Genomic DNA, 15,759 nt, shown 5'->3' with positions numbered 1-15,759 from the left:
ATCAACACTCCTTATAAATTTGACGTAACCAACTTAAACAACGTATCCCGGTCCGTAGCGCTGAGGATCTGCTTCATCAGGACATTATTCTGAATGATCCCGACCACGCTCTGGAGCATCTCAACTTGACCATGTGGCTCCTTGATCGCCAGCATAATGATGATCGAGACATCCAGGTTCTTCTTGGTGTCCTCCATATCACTGAAGGTCACCGGCTCGGTCAGCGTTGCGACCGCAATCGCGGTTTGATTGATAAACTTACTGTCGGCATGCGGAATCGCAACGCGCGGCTCAGCTGAGGGGAGTCCGGTCGGATAGACCTGCTCCCGCTTCAGGATTGCCTCTGTATACCCATCCTTGGCATAACCTTGAGTAATCAGCTGACCGCTTAAGAAGGTCAGCGCCTCAGTTGCAGATTCAAACTGCTGAGAGGGAAAAAATAAGTTCCGATCGTACTTAATTTCCACCATGACAAACCCCACCTAATCGTTAATGCCAACCGCACTCAGAAACTTCTGAATGTCGCTTCTCAAACTTTCAACGTCTGCACTGGCAAGGCTTGATTTGCTGAACATACCGGAGCCGATGCCCAGGTACGACGCCCCATTGTCCAGATATTCCTGGGCATTTCCAGCATTGATCCCACCAACTGCCATCAACGGCAGCTTGCCAAGCGGTGCCTGAATCTCGTGGAAGTACCGCGACCCCAACGTATCCGCCGGGAAGACCTTCACGATGTCCGCGCCTTGCTGAAACAGGCGGTAGACCTCGCTTGGCGAAAACGCTGCTGGCACCGTGACCACGTTGTTGGCCTTGGCTAAAGCAAACATGTCTTGGGTGAAGTTAACTGGTCCCAACATGAACTTGGCGCCAGCGTTGATCATCTGTTCCGCTTGGCTGATGTTGAGCACTGTTCCGGCTCCAATGTTGATTTTGTCGCCGTATTTCTGGTTCAATTGCTTGACCAGCTCGACGGCGTGTTCCGTATTGGTCGTCATCTCAATGGCAAAGTGACTTTCGTAACCAGCCAATGCCTGTAAAATCGCGTCAGCCTGCTGGCTTGTGTAGCCACGCATAATCACTGTGAACTTTGGATACTCTTCAACTTTCATTTCCAGAATTACTCCTTTATTTCATTGATCAATACTTCGTACACCTCATCGGCGTCTTTGGCTGCCACGATTTTTTTGATGGTGTGGGAATCAAGGGCAATTTCAGCTAGCTGGTTGATTGCCTTGATGTGCGGCCCAACGATTGCCACTGCCAGCGTTACCACAATGCTGACCTTCATTCCATTAGGAAAGACGGTGGGTTGCTTCAACACGAGAATGCCAAAACCGTCATTTTTAACGTCGCCTTCAGAGTCGGCATGGGGAATCGCCATCCTCTTGCCCAAAAAGCTGTATGCATCCTTTCCAGCATTCGCACGAGTAATACGCTGGATATACTGAGCAGTGATGCAGCCATCTTTAAGGAGCTTTTCAGCAGAAGCCGCGATAGCCGTTTTCCAGTCCGCCACGTAGTCCTTAACCACGATATGTCGACGACTCAGATAGTGGGCAAGTGCAGGCAGTTCCGTCGGCTCGGAACGCGTTTCATCACTCAACAAGGTACGCTGGATATCGCGCCGCAGCCGCTCCATGTCAATGATGTTGGCATTCTTGCTCACTGCCGCGACAATTTTGTTGACCTTATCATCGATCGCCACCACGTTCATCTCTCGCAGGACGCGATAGCGCAGGTTCAATTGCTGGATCCGACTCATGTTCGTGGGAATAATGAACTGCTTCAGCTTAGTCGTAAGTGGCACTGTAGAGAACACGAGGTCGACTTGGCTTTGGTCGGGATTGAAGTCTCTCACTGAACTGGCACTGGCGAGCTCGATCTCTGGGAAGGTTTGCGCTAACTGCGCGTATAAGATCCGAGTTTCGACGATGCCTGCGTTCGAGACGATTCCCGCCCGCAGCCGCTTGGCTTGGTTGAAATGAGGGGCGTCGTGCTGCTGTCCTGATTCCGAATCAAGGACCAACCCGAAGTAGTAGGCAATCAGCTGCAGCTCATTATTTGGAAAACGCTTGCCAGCCAATTTCTCGATTGGCTTGATAATTTCCCTAACAATGTCAATGAGAATGCTGCGATCTTCATCGCCAACGCTGAAGGTGTTTTCAATCAGCGGCATCCCGTATTTCACTCGGTAATAGGCTGGTTGCAAATGAGCAATCAGCTTATCGCGAAAGTCTGAGCGCTTGTCGATCGTGCTATAGGTAATTTCCTCAAATCGGTGAATCATCGTGTCCACCGCAAGGGAGAAATCCTCATCAAGCGTATTGTCATCGCGATACCAGGTGTTAGAAGTGAGAAAGATCAGAACGAGCCACTGAAAGTCGCTTTCGGTGTGGTACCAATTTTCGGGGAGAATGTCACGTAACTTGGTATATTCGATGCTGTTCGCAACTGCGGGCTCCTCGAAGTCAAAACGCAGATTGTGGAAAGTCAGAAGCCGAGAGATACTAGCCTGCAAACAGCTGATTAGTAATTTCCGCGATCGATCTGAATAATCTGTGCGCAACGCCTTTTCAGCCTTGGCCACAATAGCCTCAGTGTCCTCGCGATTGACAATCACCAGGGCTTCGATGTCGCTCTGTCCGCCCTCAAACCGTTGTAATCGAGTGGTTACTTCCAGCAGTAGGATACGAATCTTCAGCTCAGGGCCAAGAATGCGGTAACCATTTTGTCTGTCATACGACAGTTGGAGACCCCTTTCCTCCAGGTAGTTCGCAACCCCTTTCAGATCTTGGGTCACTGTGGTCTTGCCAACGTTCAGAAAGCTGAACAGATGATTCAGGGAAATATACTGGCCGCAGACTAGAACGTAGAAAATAATGTCAAACATCCGCTGTGTCTCATCGCGATAGCGTACCCCACCATCGGAGTTAGGAGTATCCGCTTCGAGACTTGCGAGGTATTTTAGGAGCTCGGAGCCAATCACAAACGCGCCATTGCGTGTCCGCTTAATCTGCGGCAGGTTAATCTCCTTCAAATGCTTGTTGATTTTTTTGATTGAATAGTCCAGCTGACGCCGGGTAATCCCTAGCCGGCTAAGGATATCCGTACTCGTCACATCAGGAGCGGAAACGATTGTATGCAATACGGTCATTTCCCGACTATCCATGAAACCTCACGCTCCTTTCCACGATTTAATTATAGAATGAATGCACTTTCAAAAATGGACGATTAGTTTCGTCTTTTGTCACACCTGATTAAATTAAATGTAGAACGATGGCATTGATGAGGGCTAAGCCCCCGGGTCATTAGGGTTTCCGACTTGTACAGTAGTGAGCACTAAGGCTCAATAGACAGTACAAGGGCATGCGAAGTCTCGCTCTCGCCAACCTCTGCGGTATTGTTCATAAACGTTATGGCGAACATATCTAGCATTCCAGACTTAACTCGCACTCTGGCGTCTGCAGGCAGTACGAAGACGCCCGCCACGGGTGGCTTGGGTCGCTTACCGGCATCTGTCCGGCTGGGTACGATGGAATCTCTCTGCTTAACATGATTCAAAAACCAAAATTGTGCTGCAACATGATATTCCCTGGTTATTGCAAGCATGATAAGAGGTTGCTCTTACGCCAATCCTTTAAATCACTTCCTCGATAGAACCGGATGTTTATCCTCCAATTAGCCGTACTTGCATATTTAACAGGCTTCCTTTGTACTTACTCAGGACGTATTTTTTGAGTCCCCTCTATCCGTGGGTATATAGTCGATTTATACAGGCAACGCGACTGTCACCGACTGAGCGAGGTGGTTGAATTGATTATAAAAGCTGCAAACGAGATACCTCTGGATGAGATCGTGGCGTGCCACACCAACATTGGCATCGAGGTGGAGAAGGTCCGCGTCGATCCGGAGAACCGGCTGAGCGAGCGACCGTTCCCCGCCAACTTCAATGCTGACATGCGTGATTTTGTCGAGCACGAATTCTTCAACGCGCAGATCGAGTTCGCGCTGCCGTTCGAACCTGTCGTCGACAAAAACCTCGCGCGCGGGGAACAGATTATTCGCGCAGCCGCGAGCCACCTGGCACCAGACGAACGGCTCTGGCCATACAGCTGTCCCCCACCACTGTCAGAGATGCTGGCGCAAAAGCATATCTCCAGGCAGCCAACAGAAACTTATGACTACCGAGAGCGCCTCAGTCACATCTATGATCTGCGCCGCATTCTCAACACTGGCATCCACATCAACCTCAGCTTCAGCGAGCAGGCGCTGACCGAGCTGCTTCGGCTGACGGACTTTACGACGACCGATGAGCTTTACGTGCACTTGGCGCAATACTTCATGCTCCACCGCTGGCTGTTCACGTATCTCTTCGGCGCGACCCCGCTGGCGTTTGCCGGGTATTTCCCGGGTGATGCGCCAACGCACCCAGTCCGCAGCCTTCGCAGCAGCCCGTTGGGTTTCCCGACCAACATCCACGGTGACTACCACTCAGTTTCGGGCTATGTTGCTCGCATCGAAAAGGCGCTCGAAAAGGGCGAGCTGCTGGCGCCAGGCCAGTACTACGAACCAGTGCGGCTGAAAAGTAAAGTGGGCAAAGACCCACGCGCGCTGTTGACCGAAGGTGTGTCCCACCTTGAGCTGCGCGGCTTCGACCTGAATCCCAACACCGCCACCGGCGTCGCCGCGGATCAGCTGCGGCTGGTCCAAAGTTTGGCCCTCTTTTTCGCCACTCAGCCGGTCCTCGAAGCCGACGAATTCGAGGTGCGCCTGGCGGAGTCGCGAATCCTCAACAATCAGATTGCGCTGGAGGACCCGCGAGACAACTCGATCTGTCAGGAACGGGCAATCGGCCTTCTCTCTCGGCTCTGCGATTTCGCTCGGTATAACCACTTCCCGGCAGCGTATCAACAGGCCATTGCGCACTACCTGGACGCCAGCATCGACACACGCGCCAGCCTCAGCTACACCGTCTGGCAGCAGCTCGCCAAGATTGACGACCCCGTCGCGGCTGATGCTTGCGCCATATTTTTCTAACTTCAAACGACCTAAACTAATGCATGCGTCATCCCAACCTGAGGGTGACGCTTTTTGATTGCAAAATAAAAAAGCAACGGTTACCCGCTGCTTCGCTATCTTTCCTAATAGGAGGAGGAAAAGATGGTAAGAAAGGACGCTTGGAACTGGTGTCTCTTATTGGAGGTTGCTTATGTCTTGCATAAATATAGTTTACCAGATGAACGGCAATTTATGCAAGCGCTTTCTGCGTTTTTCTCAATCACACTTTGGGTTCGGTCGCCCGCTACACGAAAAAAGCCCCGCCTCAGCGGGACCTCTCTACAACGTTGCCTCAAGCTGCTCGGCGCCTTGTTCCAGCAGCGTCATCAGCGTGATGGTCTGCTCCGGCGTGACCACCGGCACGGCGCCATTTTCCAAAGTGTCGACCAGCGCCTCGTAATACTTCTGGTAGCCGCCGACCTCAGAGACGACCTTTTCCTCGTGGTATTGGCCCGCGTCGTCCAGGTAGGACAGCGTCCCATACTGGTCCGGCCGGTCGACGCCGAAGTCGGGATGGTCAGGCCCCGGCATGTAGAACTTTTTCATCATGGCTTCCTGCTGGTCGGTTTCCTGCTTCAGGAAGCGGCCGCGGGTGCCGTACACCACAAACGACGGGCGGTAATTCAACCGGAAGAAGCTCGACTTGACCGACACCTTCAAGCTGTCTGGGTAGTGCATGCCGATGTCGAAATAATCGGCCATGTGGTCCGGCCCCAGCAGCTGGCGCACGTCGTAGTCGACGCTGACCGGCGTGCCCCAGTAAGACAGCACCTGGTCCATTGTGTGCACAGCGTGGCCGTACAGGAAGCTGCCCAGCCGCGAGTACCCGGTACTTTTTTCCACGGCAGCGGCGCGGTAGTAGTCAAAATTATCCTCGACTTCGTAAACCTTACCCAGCTTGCCGGACTCGATCACCTTCTGCACGGTGAGAAAGTCCGAGTCGAAACGCCGGTTCTGGTAGCCTTCCAGCAGCAGCCCCTTTTGCTTGGCGTGGTCGAAAAGTTCGCGCGCCTCGTGGGCCGTGGCCGTGAATGGCTTTTCCAGCAGAACGTTCTTGCCATGGTCCAGCGCGGCTTTGGCGAGCTCAAAATGGGCCTGCGGCGGCGTGGTGATCGCAACCAGCTGAATCTCCGGGTCGTCCCAGATATCGTTGATGTTAGTGGTGTATTTAACGTCTGGGAGCTTGGCCCACGGCGAGTCATCGTGCCGCGCGTAAATCGTCTTCACCCGAATGTCTTTCACCTGCCGCGAAAACGGCAAGTGATAGCGATTCGTCGCCTTGCCGTTGCCGATATAAGCCATTGTGATCATCGTATTACCTCCCATGAAATCGTTCACGTTAACTTTAGTCGAACCGGCGCGAAAATACAAAAGTCACGGCGAATGAGAGGGACATGAAACTTCAATTGCGGCTCGCTTAAAACGGGTGAATTGGTCTAGACTACCTGTTACAATCCCCCTGATAGGAGGTTTATACATTTGAAAAAGCGTACGTTATTCACCGCCGTTAGCGTCCTGGCGCTGCTCGGCGTTTCACCATTGACCACACAAATCGTTCACGCAGCAACATCCGCCACGACCCGGACAGTCGCTGCGGGCGACGCGTCAGTGCTGTATCCCAGCAGCTTTAACGTCAAAATCGAAGGCGTCGGTCACAACTCCGATGTGATGAAGGTGACTGCCGACAAAACTTACCAAGGCACCTGCACCGTGGGTTATTATGGCGCCGATGGTCGACTGCCACTTGAGCACATGACACTCGTCTCAGACAATCCGAACGTGAAAATGACAGTTGTCAGCGTCACGGCTGAAGACCCAATGGCACCCGGCAGCCGTTTCACGATCCATTTCACTATCTCAGTTCACGGCGAAACGAGCACGGCGCCCGTTGTCTCATACATTCACATTGAGCGCACCGATGGCGGCAAAATGACCAGCTACGGCCACGGCCAAACTTTCGTCATTGTCGCACAGAGCACGCCGGAAAAGCCGGAACCAAAACCTGAACCCAAGCCAGAACCCAAACCTGAACCGAAACCGGAGCCTAAACCTGAGCCAAAGCCTGAGCCGAAGCCCGATCCAAAACCCGAACCAAAGCCAGATCCAAAACCCGAACCAAAACCGGAACCAAAACCTGAATCGAAACCGGAACCAAAACCTGAACCGAGACCTGAACCAAAACCGGAGCCAAAACCTGAACCGAGACCTGAACCAAAACCAGAGCCAAAACCTGAACCGAGACCTGAACCAAAACCAGAGCCAAAACCTGAACCTGAACCAGTACCTGAGCCGAAACCGGAGCCTAAACCAGAACCAAAACCGGCGCCAAAACCTGAAACAAAACCTGAGCCGAAGCCTAAACCAAAGTCAACGCCCGGTCTTACGCCTAATCCTAGTCCGATTCGTTCCTTTCCAACCAAGCAGTCCGCCAATTCTAGGCACACTTTGAATAACCAGAACCAGCTGCCGCAAACAGGTGACCAACCCAATATTGCCATCACCACCTTTGGCTTGATCACCCTGCTGAGCACAGTACTCGCATTTTTCCGTAAGCACAAAGCTTAATGACCAATCAAAATGGCCCTATCTCTGCAACGAAACGCAGAGATAGAGCCGTTTTCATCCCCAACCGAGCAGGCGAATCAGCGCCATCGCGACAACGCCGACAATCACGACCGCAAGCAGGCTCTTGGAAACAACCGCCGTGATCACCGCCGGCACCGACGCCAGCAGGTTTTCCCAGTTGATGCCCGGCCAGGCACCTCGGTGATAAACGAAGATATTTTCAGCAATGATTGCGGCGAAAATCGCAATCGGGACAAACGAGAGGAATTGCACCAGCGGCTTCGGGAATCGGAACGCCTTCGCCAGGATCAGCGGCACGACTTTTAACAGCCACAGCGCAAACCCGCACGCGAGGATCGTCATCAGGACATATGAATTAGACATGCGCGCGCTCGACCCCCATTCCAATCAGGCAGCCGGCCACTGTCGCGATCAGCATCGCCGTCGACCCCGGGAAAAAACGCATCAGCACATACATCATCACCATGACCACAACCACGATCTGGGCCTGGCGCACCAGTGGCTTACTGCGGTCGCCAATCATTTGCAGGTACAAGAGCCCGATGAACATCGCCACCGCGGCAAAATCCAGCCCAAACGCGTTGGGATTCGGGATCAGCCCGCCGAGCAGCGCCCCGACCACCGTCGCCAGCATCCACACGAGGTACGCGCCGACGTTGGCCGCATGAAACCACGCAGGCTTCAGCTTGTGGTCCGTGTAGTTGACCTTATTCATCGACAGCGCAAAGGTCTCGTCGGTCAAAAGTGTCCCAATCATGATGTTTTGCAGCAGTGACTCTTCTTTAATGTACGGCGCGACCGTCATACTCATCAGACTCATCCGCGAGTTGATCAAAATGGCGGACACCAGCATCGCGCTGATGGGACTCGCGGCAGCCAGCATCGTCGCCAGTACAAACTGCACCGACCCGCCGTAGACAATCAGCGACATCAGTGCGACCAGCCACCAGGCGATGCCAGCCGTGTGCGCGACGACCCCGAACGCAAGCCCGACGCCGATGTAGCCGAACACAGTGGGCAAGACGTCCTTCAATCCCGAACGAAAAGATAAGTCACCTGTCACTGCCGTCGCCCCCCAAACCATTAAAAAGTAATTAGAATCAGTGTACCAATAATCGCGGAGGATTCAAGCAGATTCGTCGACACTTGGGCGGCGGCTGAATCGTCGGCGATGGTCACCAGTGCGCGGTGCTTCGGGCCAGAACGAAAAAATCGCTAAAGGACGATTTTAAATGTGCCGACATGTGGAAATTGAGAAAATGACACACGACAAATTTTTGAATTGGCGCAGTGAATTGTACAAACCTTTGCGCTTCATGGGGTTGAGTGTTTAATAAAAATATGAACAACATTGTCATATTCGCCAGAACAGTCGCAGTCCTTATACCATCGCGATTTGTGGGCACCGACCGCGCCAATTTGTAAATTTGTCGTGTATGCTTTTGGAAATTTGAGCATGTGGCCCCATTTTTTTGAAGCCTTTTGCGTCAAATCGCCTCTCACCGAAAAGTGTTGGTTGCGCGCCCATGAAGCGTACAAATAAGGCGTCCTGCCACCATATAAAAAAAGTCGCAGGAAATGGCTGCCATGCGACTGTTACCACTCATCACAAGTTCTTCACACCAGCGTCAGCAAGAATCGCCAGTAACTATTTCGCAATCTGCTCCCTAGCTGCTTCGCCAGCGATCCGCCCGGAATTCCAAGCGAACGCACAGCTGATGCCTTCCATCGTTGGATAAGAGGTATCGTACATCCCGTTGGCGTCATTGCCAGCGACATAGGCGCCTGGAATTGGCTTGCCATCTGTGGTCAGCACTTGCATGTGCGCATCTGTGGCCACACCACCGATGGTCCCAAGCGAGGTCGACTGCGCTTTGACCGCGTAGAACGGACCCTTTTCAACCGAAAAACGCAGATAGTCGCTCGGCTTGTAGAAGGTTTCGTCATCCTTCGCCTTCACCGCTGCATTATAATCGGTCACCGCGGCCGTTACTGTAGCAGCAGAGACGCCCAGCTTTGCCGCTAACTCGTCAAGGGTATCTGCATGGCAAGCAGCGCCTTGGGTCTCAGCATCTTCGAGATCGGCAGGAAGATCCGGGAATGGCCCCACTTGGTGCGTCACCGGTGTATGCGCGAGGCTGGTAAAGGTCCGCTCAAACGAGTCGGTCCAATCAAGCTTGTTGGCGCGCAGATAATCGACTGTCGCCTGGTCGAGCACGTAGTAATAGTACCCGCCTTGCGTGTAAGTAATGTTGCCCCACAGCGCGAAATCGTAGCAGATGCTTTCATCCACAAAACGCTCCCCACGCCGATTGAGCCAAAGAAACGGCAGATTAGTCAACGTAAAGATGGTCTGATTGTGCCACTTCGGATCTTTGGTCGATACCACAGAAGCCGCGTGGTTTTCAAAATTGCCCAGCTTGCGCGTATCCGCACCAATCGCGTTGAGCATCTTGATCCCATCACCGGTCGCCTTGCGCTCACCCATGCTATAAAGGTTCGAGGGATCGATCGCGAGGTTTGCATTGACCATCTTTTTACTGCCAATATAACCACCATCTGCGACAATCACGGCCTGGCAGCTGATGGTCCCAGTGCCATTTTTGCCATCGATTTTCACAGCGGACACGTGGCCGTCCGTTGCCGTAATCTCGGTCGCATAGGTCTCCAGCAGCAACTGGCCGCCCTTGTCCTTGAATCCTTGGGCCAGGCGATCGAACCCGGCGAACTTGTCGATGTACTGGTGGTAAACCTTGGGCCGGCCTTGGTGGACCTCTTGGGTATTATTGACCAGCTCGGTGCGCAGCCCGTGAGCCGCCAGCCAGTCGATCGTGTCGGCAGACTTGCTGAGAATGGCCTTCGTGATGGCTGGATCGGAACGGTAATGCGTATAATCCATCATTTCCGTGTAAGCTTCCTTCACGGTAAAGTCACTGCCGGCCTCTTTCTGTGCACGACTGCCAACCGCAAACAGGCCTTGGGCGCCGAACATGCCGGCACCGCCGTACTTATTGCCCTTCTCCAGTAACATGACGTGCTTTCCCGCGTCAGCCAGGGTGATTGCAGCGCCAAAACCAGCGGCACCTGCCCCAATGACAACGACATCTGTTGTATAGTCCATTTCAATGGAACCTCCTTCGCATTACCGGGTTATTGTAAGCGAAACCATTTAAAAATGCGAATACGGTTTCACAGGCAAATGAACCCTCATCAAAAAAAGAGCCTCATCTGAGGCTCTTTCTGGACTAATCTTCTCTTCACGATTCTCTTATTGCTGCCAGACTGCGCTCGGCCTGCCGAATCTTTTCGACAAATTTGTCTGCCTCACCTTTGAGAAAGACACTATTGTAGCTCTCAAAGTACTGCCCAAACTCCGCCTCGTCTACCGAATAACCCCGGTAATCATTGGCCAGTGTGATCAGCAGCGTTGGTTTACCGTCAATCGAGCGTATCGCTGATCCAAAGGCATTTACTAGCTCGCCTGGATAAGTCACGATCCGGAACCCCGGCATGTCGATTACCTCACTCGTGGTCTGAAAATGAGTATGGCCAAAGTACCTGATATGCCGATAGGTGCTCAGAAAACCAGCCAGTTCAGCGCGCCGATCTCCCGTAGCGTTGTCGTAATCGTCGTTGACCTTACGCCACAATGCGTCAGCCTGAGGCGCAGTGATGGGATCATAGTCGCTGCCAAACGGAACAATTTTGACCTGCATTTTTTCCAAAGAGACGCGTTTCTCACGATACGTCGCTAAGCTATCGACCAAGGCTTTGGCTTTAGTGTCGACTTCTGCGAAAGAACTTTCTTTGCGCGTGTAGCGCGTGCTGGTATCCCCGCAATCAGTCAACATAACCAGTGGCCTGATTCCATATACCGCCTGGTAATAATGGCGCACACCGCCAACAAGGTCAGCCGTGATCTGGGTATTTTTGGCATTCATAATGGTCGGATGCGAGCCCAGCAGGAACAGGCTTGCCTGAAGCTTTTGATCTGCCGTCAGCACGACCAGCTGCACGATATCTGGGTTATAAGGAAGATCCTGCCGATTCCTGTTGGCATAAATACCTGCCGGCACCTTTGAGACACGCAGCGCCAGCTCCCCTGGGCGAGGATCTGCGGCCGCCCGCTCTGCCGCCTTGACTGCTGCTGCGGTCACCTTAGCCCAATAGCCTTCATCAATGTGGGGACTGTCTAATAGAAGATCTGTGACGGTCGGGCCGGAATGCGTATGAATCGCTGAAATGATGACCTGCTCCGGAGCTAAGTCCATCTGCTCCTGCAGTGCGCGCTTGATCCGGTCAACGCGGTAACTCGGGACCGCCACCATATCTAACGCAATGAACAGCAATCTGGTTGACTGCGCCTCCAAGTACAGCGCAGAGACAGACAAGTCGTCATGAATTCCTGTGGCGAACCGACTCTCGTACCCTTCCATCTCACAGCCAACTTCTGGATTAATGATCTCGTAGTGCGAACCTGCCAGCATTGAGAATGCCTCCTTCATACAAGGACAGTCTAAGCTAACTGAGCAAAAATATCAACTTTAAATTTATACTTGATATTTATATCAGTGCTGATATACTGACGTTGTAAAGGGTTCCAAAAGATGCTAGGAGGCATGGTTATGAAAAGCATGAACCGCTTCTTTGAAAGATTCCAGTCGTTTATGGAAGCGAAAATTGTTCCAGTTGCCAACCGCATCTCAAATCAGCGGCACTTAGCTGCTCTTCGAGACGGTCTGACAAACTTGGTTCCATACACTATCGTTGGTGGTATCGCGTTGATGATCGCAAATCCACCAGTCAACACGCAACTCGTCAAGCCGACCAACTTCTTCAACGATTTTCTGCTGGCTTGGATGAATTGGGCGCACACGTATTACAACGTTCTTACCGTGCCGTTCAACCTGTCGATCGGTGTGATCTCACTTTATGTTGTCCTTGGGGTCTCATTCCAGTTGGCTCGTTCCTACAAGATGGCCGCTTTTCCAAACGCACTGGTTGCGCTGATGACCTTCTTGGCGGTTGTTGCAACACCGGCAACCGTGAAGGGCAAGCTCCAGATCGACACCACGTTGCTGGGTTCGAATTCTATGTTCGCTGCCATTATTATCGGACTTGCTGTTATTGAAGTGAACCGCTTCTTGATCAACCATAAAATCGCAATCAAGATGCCCGCTCAAGTGCCACAGGCCGTCGCGGCACCGTTCGAGGTACTGATTCCGTTAGTCGCAAACATCTTGCTGTTTGGGGCGATCAACGGCATCATGGGCCACTTTGGGACAAACATCGGGACTTTCGTCTTCGCGGTCTTCCAGCCACTGATGCACGCTGGGGCCACGCTGATCTCCATGATGATTCTCGTCGAAGTGGCGTTGATCTTCTGGTTCTTTGGGATTCACGGGGACAACATGATTTCCGCCGTCACCACCCCTATTTTCACCGCCGGTTTGGTTCAGAACCTGCAAGAATACGCGAACCACAAGCCGCTGACCAATATCTTCGTTGGTAACTTTACCTTCATCTTTGGTGAAGCCGCCGTCTACATTGCCATTTTGGTCAGCATGCTGGTCTTTGCTAAATCTGCCAAGTTGAAGTCCCTTTCTCGCTTGGCTTGGCCTGCTACTCTGTTTAACATCAATGAGCCTCAGGTGTTCGGTGTCCCGACTGTTATGAACCTGTTCACCTTCATTCCAAGTTTCATCTGCCTGCTCTTTGATATGCCAATTGCCTACTTCGCCACAACACTTGGCTTTATGAGCAAGACAGCGATGAGTGTTCCGTGGACCCTGCCAGCACCACTGTATGCCTTGATTTCGACGCTCGACTGGCACTCACTGGTGGTTTGGTTCGTCATCTTCGCACTCGACTTTGTGATTGTCGCACCATTCATGATTGCGTACGATCGCCAGTTGATCAAGGAAGATGAGGCCGCTACCGCCCAAGCTGCTAAGTAATTGACGCTTAAGCTGACCGCCCACAAGCCTTGCCGCTTGCGGGCGGTTTAATGCTAGAATGGGGCTATCATTGACGAAGGGTGATAGCGATGGATCTGGAAGAACGTATTGGTATTTATTACACAACACTGACAAAGACTGAAAAGAAGGTCTACCAGGCGGTCTTAGCCAATCCTAAGCCATCTCTGGAGATGTCGATTCAGGATGCGGCAAAAACTTACCGCGTGTCTGTCGCTTCAATTCAGCGCTTCGTCAAGAAAGTTGGGTACCAAGGCTACCCGGAATTCAAACTTGACGTGGCCAAGTTTATCAAAGAAGACGCCCAGACGCCCGTTTCAGAAACCCGGCTTCAGCGCGTCATGCGCGGGTACGTTCAGACCTTCCAGACCCTGGCGACGCTTGACCTTGAGCCGCAATTGACCGCACTGGCAAAAGCGATGCATGCCCACCAAAGCATCAAGGCCATTGGGATCGGCAACACTGGACTGTCGGCGGAGCAGCTGGCCTACTCCATGTATTCCGAGGAGCGCTTTATTGAGCCGGTCACCGACCGGATCCGCGTAGACTATCTGAGCCAGGCGGTAACCGATCAGGACCTGTTGATCATCTTTTCCGTAACAGGTTCCACCGCCTCGTATCAGACTCTTCTGACCGCTGCCAAGCGCAAGCACGCTGCGAGCTTCCTGATCACAATGAATCAAGAAACCCCGCTTCTGCGCCTAGCAGATGAACACATCATCCTGCCCTCAACACACATCAACGATGCCAACAACACCCCGTACCAAGTCGATAACCGCACCATTCTTTACGGGTTCTCAGAGGTCATTTCGTATTACTACGCCACCAGCAAGTCACCCAAACTAAATAGTGCAAAAGCATAGTTAGACGGTGAACACGTGATGCTCAGCCGCTTACTGAGCATCACATGTTCACCGTTGATAGTCCCCTTAGGGCTGTTGGATATCCGTAACTATCCGGCAGTCCTTTTTGGTATGGAAGATTGAAATTTCCAACTTGTTCGAGCAGCTAATGCGCCCCCAGATCCTATCCGCAATGTTTCCCGTGAAACAATAAAAAGGAATCACTGCCGAATTAATTTCAGTGGTGATTCCGATGCCTTTGGTGTAACCATATCGACTAACCGCTACCGGATCAACGCCCCAGTGCCGCCGCCATGGCTGACAAACGCTTCAACCTGCTCAGCGGTTGCCAGCGGACTGTCGCCAATCTGAGCATGGGCCAGTGCGGTGCTGGCAATCGCAAACGCCAGCACCTTATCGACTGCCCACCCAGCATTTAGCCCGTGGATGATGCCGGCCGCATAAGCATCCCCGCCGCCGATGCGGTCGAGAATGGTGAGCTCCTGCTCTGCTGACCAAGTCAGCCCGGCCGGTGTGCACAGGAACCCCCGGATGTAGGTCCGGCCGTCGCGCACACTGCGCTCGGTGCCAGCAAAGGCCTGCAGCTCGTGGTCCCGAACGAACTGACTGAACAGCGTCTCATCATTCTGCTGACGGTCGTAGCCCATCAAATCGGTCAGGTCACGCCGGCTGCCGAAGACCACAGTGCTTGGCTTGAGGATACGCTCATAGTAGGCCTTCATCTGCTCATGCGTGTTCGCAGCGTTCAGCGCGACGCGGTAATTGAAGTCAAAATACACAGGCACGTGGGCCGCCGCGGCTGCATCCGCGAGGGCAAATGCCGCCTCACGTGTGCCTTCACTTAGACTCAGCGAAATGCCGCAGATATGCAGCGCATCCAGCCCGGTTAACACTCCGGCAAAATCATAATCGGCCGTGGTACTGGTCCCAAACGCGCTGGCGAGGCGATTCAGATAAGTCACCTGCTCGGCACGATTGCCAAAGCCCAGCTCCACGAAAAAGCTGCCGATGTGATCGCCGCGCCGAACGATGAAGCGATCGCTCATCCCCAAACGGCGCAGCCCTGCAGCGGCGGCGTCCCCGACTCGGTTGGCCGGCAGCGCCGACACCAGCACCGTCTCGTGTCCGAAGTGCGCCAAGCTGGCCAAAATGTTGACCCCGGTGCCCGTGAAGCTCAGCTGGACCTGGTCAGCCTGCTCCAGGAGCAAGTGGTCGGGCACAGTTAGGCGCATCATCACCTCGCCAAATGCCGCAATTTTCATCGCAAATCCCTC

At 53.0% G+C, this 15,759-nt stretch carries 13 protein-coding genes; 4 read left to right on the top strand and 9 right to left on the bottom strand.

Features of this window, described 5'->3' with window-relative positions; translation table 11 throughout:
- Positions 1-11: 11 nt before the first annotated feature.
- Genes JUE30_RS03635 through JUE30_RS03625 form a run of 3 tightly spaced genes read right to left on the bottom strand, consistent with a single transcriptional unit; the run spans position 12 to position 3,172 of the window.
- Positions 12-470: a PTS sugar transporter subunit IIA gene (locus tag JUE30_RS03635; RefSeq protein ID WP_203623664.1), complete on the bottom strand. Its 459-nt coding sequence runs from the start codon at positions 468-470 to the stop codon at positions 12-14.
- A 12-nt stretch (positions 471-482) separates the two neighbouring features.
- Positions 483-1,112 (bottom strand): bifunctional 4-hydroxy-2-oxoglutarate aldolase/2-dehydro-3-deoxy-phosphogluconate aldolase, encoded by a 630-nt coding sequence (locus JUE30_RS03630; protein WP_203623663.1) that lies wholly within the window; start codon positions 1,110-1,112, stop codon positions 483-485.
- 8 nt (positions 1,113-1,120) lie between these two features.
- Positions 1,121-3,172, bottom strand: a complete 2,052-nt coding sequence (locus JUE30_RS03625; RefSeq protein ID WP_203623662.1) for a BglG family transcription antiterminator — start codon at positions 3,170-3,172, stop codon at positions 1,121-1,123.
- A gap of 644 nt (positions 3,173-3,816) precedes the next feature.
- Between JUE30_RS03625 and JUE30_RS03620 the strand changes: the two genes are divergently transcribed.
- Positions 3,817-5,040, top strand: coding sequence for a hypothetical protein (locus JUE30_RS03620; RefSeq protein ID WP_203623661.1), 1,224 nt, complete (start codon positions 3,817-3,819; stop codon positions 5,038-5,040).
- 300 nt (positions 5,041-5,340) lie between these two features.
- Here JUE30_RS03620 and JUE30_RS03615 read toward each other — a convergent pair whose 3' ends face one another.
- Entirely contained in the window at positions 5,341-6,372 is a 1,032-nt protein-coding gene (locus JUE30_RS03615) for a Gfo/Idh/MocA family oxidoreductase (RefSeq protein ID WP_203623660.1), read from the bottom strand.
- A gap of 168 nt (positions 6,373-6,540) precedes the next feature.
- Between JUE30_RS03615 and JUE30_RS03610 the strand changes: the two genes are divergently transcribed.
- Positions 6,541-7,626 carry an LPXTG cell wall anchor domain-containing protein gene (locus JUE30_RS03610; protein WP_203623659.1) on the top strand — a complete coding sequence of 362 codons (1,086 nt, stop codon included), beginning with the start codon at positions 6,541-6,543 and terminating at the stop codon, positions 7,624-7,626.
- Between the two features lie 54 nt (positions 7,627-7,680).
- Here the strand turns inward: JUE30_RS03610 and JUE30_RS03605 are convergent, their stop codons facing one another.
- The 4 genes from JUE30_RS03605 to JUE30_RS03590 form a co-directional block, all read right to left on the bottom strand.
- On the bottom strand, positions 7,681-8,010 hold the full coding sequence (locus JUE30_RS03605) for an AzlD domain-containing protein (protein ID WP_203623658.1): 330 nt from the start codon (positions 8,008-8,010) through the stop codon (positions 7,681-7,683).
- Positions 8,003-8,710, bottom strand: coding sequence for an AzlC family ABC transporter permease (locus JUE30_RS03600; protein ID WP_203623657.1), 708 nt, complete (start codon positions 8,708-8,710; stop codon positions 8,003-8,005). Before JUE30_RS03600 ends, JUE30_RS03605 begins: the two co-directional genes overlap by 8 nt.
- A gap of 585 nt (positions 8,711-9,295) precedes the next feature.
- Positions 9,296-10,768, bottom strand: coding sequence for an FAD-dependent oxidoreductase (locus tag JUE30_RS03595; protein ID WP_203623656.1), 1,473 nt, complete (start codon positions 10,766-10,768; stop codon positions 9,296-9,298).
- A 136-nt stretch (positions 10,769-10,904) separates the two neighbouring features.
- Complete coding sequence (locus JUE30_RS03590; protein WP_203623655.1) at positions 10,905-12,134, bottom strand: neutral/alkaline non-lysosomal ceramidase N-terminal domain-containing protein; 1,230 nt, start codon at positions 12,132-12,134, stop codon at positions 10,905-10,907.
- Positions 12,135-12,272: 138 nt separating this feature from the next.
- Here JUE30_RS03590 and JUE30_RS03585 point away from each other — a divergent pair, with 138 nt between their 5' ends.
- Together JUE30_RS03585 and JUE30_RS03580 are read left to right on the top strand one after the other, a co-directional pair.
- The gene (locus JUE30_RS03585) at positions 12,273-13,604 is read left to right on the top strand and encodes a PTS sugar transporter subunit IIC (protein ID WP_203623654.1); all 1,332 of its coding nucleotides are present in this window, start codon (positions 12,273-12,275) and stop codon (positions 13,602-13,604) included.
- An 89-nt stretch (positions 13,605-13,693) separates the two neighbouring features.
- Positions 13,694-14,485 carry a MurR/RpiR family transcriptional regulator gene (locus JUE30_RS03580; RefSeq protein WP_203623653.1) on the top strand — a complete coding sequence of 264 codons (792 nt, stop codon included), beginning with the start codon at positions 13,694-13,696 and terminating at the stop codon, positions 14,483-14,485.
- 263 nt (positions 14,486-14,748) lie between these two features.
- On the opposite strand, the gene JUE30_RS03575 is transcribed toward JUE30_RS03580, so the two are convergent.
- Positions 14,749-15,747 carry a sugar kinase gene (locus JUE30_RS03575; RefSeq protein ID WP_203623652.1) on the bottom strand — a complete coding sequence of 333 codons (999 nt, stop codon included), beginning with the start codon at positions 15,745-15,747 and terminating at the stop codon, positions 14,749-14,751.
- Positions 15,748-15,759: the final 12 nt, after the last annotated feature.

The organism is Lacticaseibacillus sp. 866-1 (genome assembly GCF_016861825.1).
In the GTDB taxonomy this organism is placed as follows: Bacteria; Bacillota; Bacilli; order Lactobacillales; family Lactobacillaceae; genus Lacticaseibacillus.
Note: the sequence above shows the minus strand (reverse complement) of the source record. Positions and strands in the feature narration are given on the sequence as shown.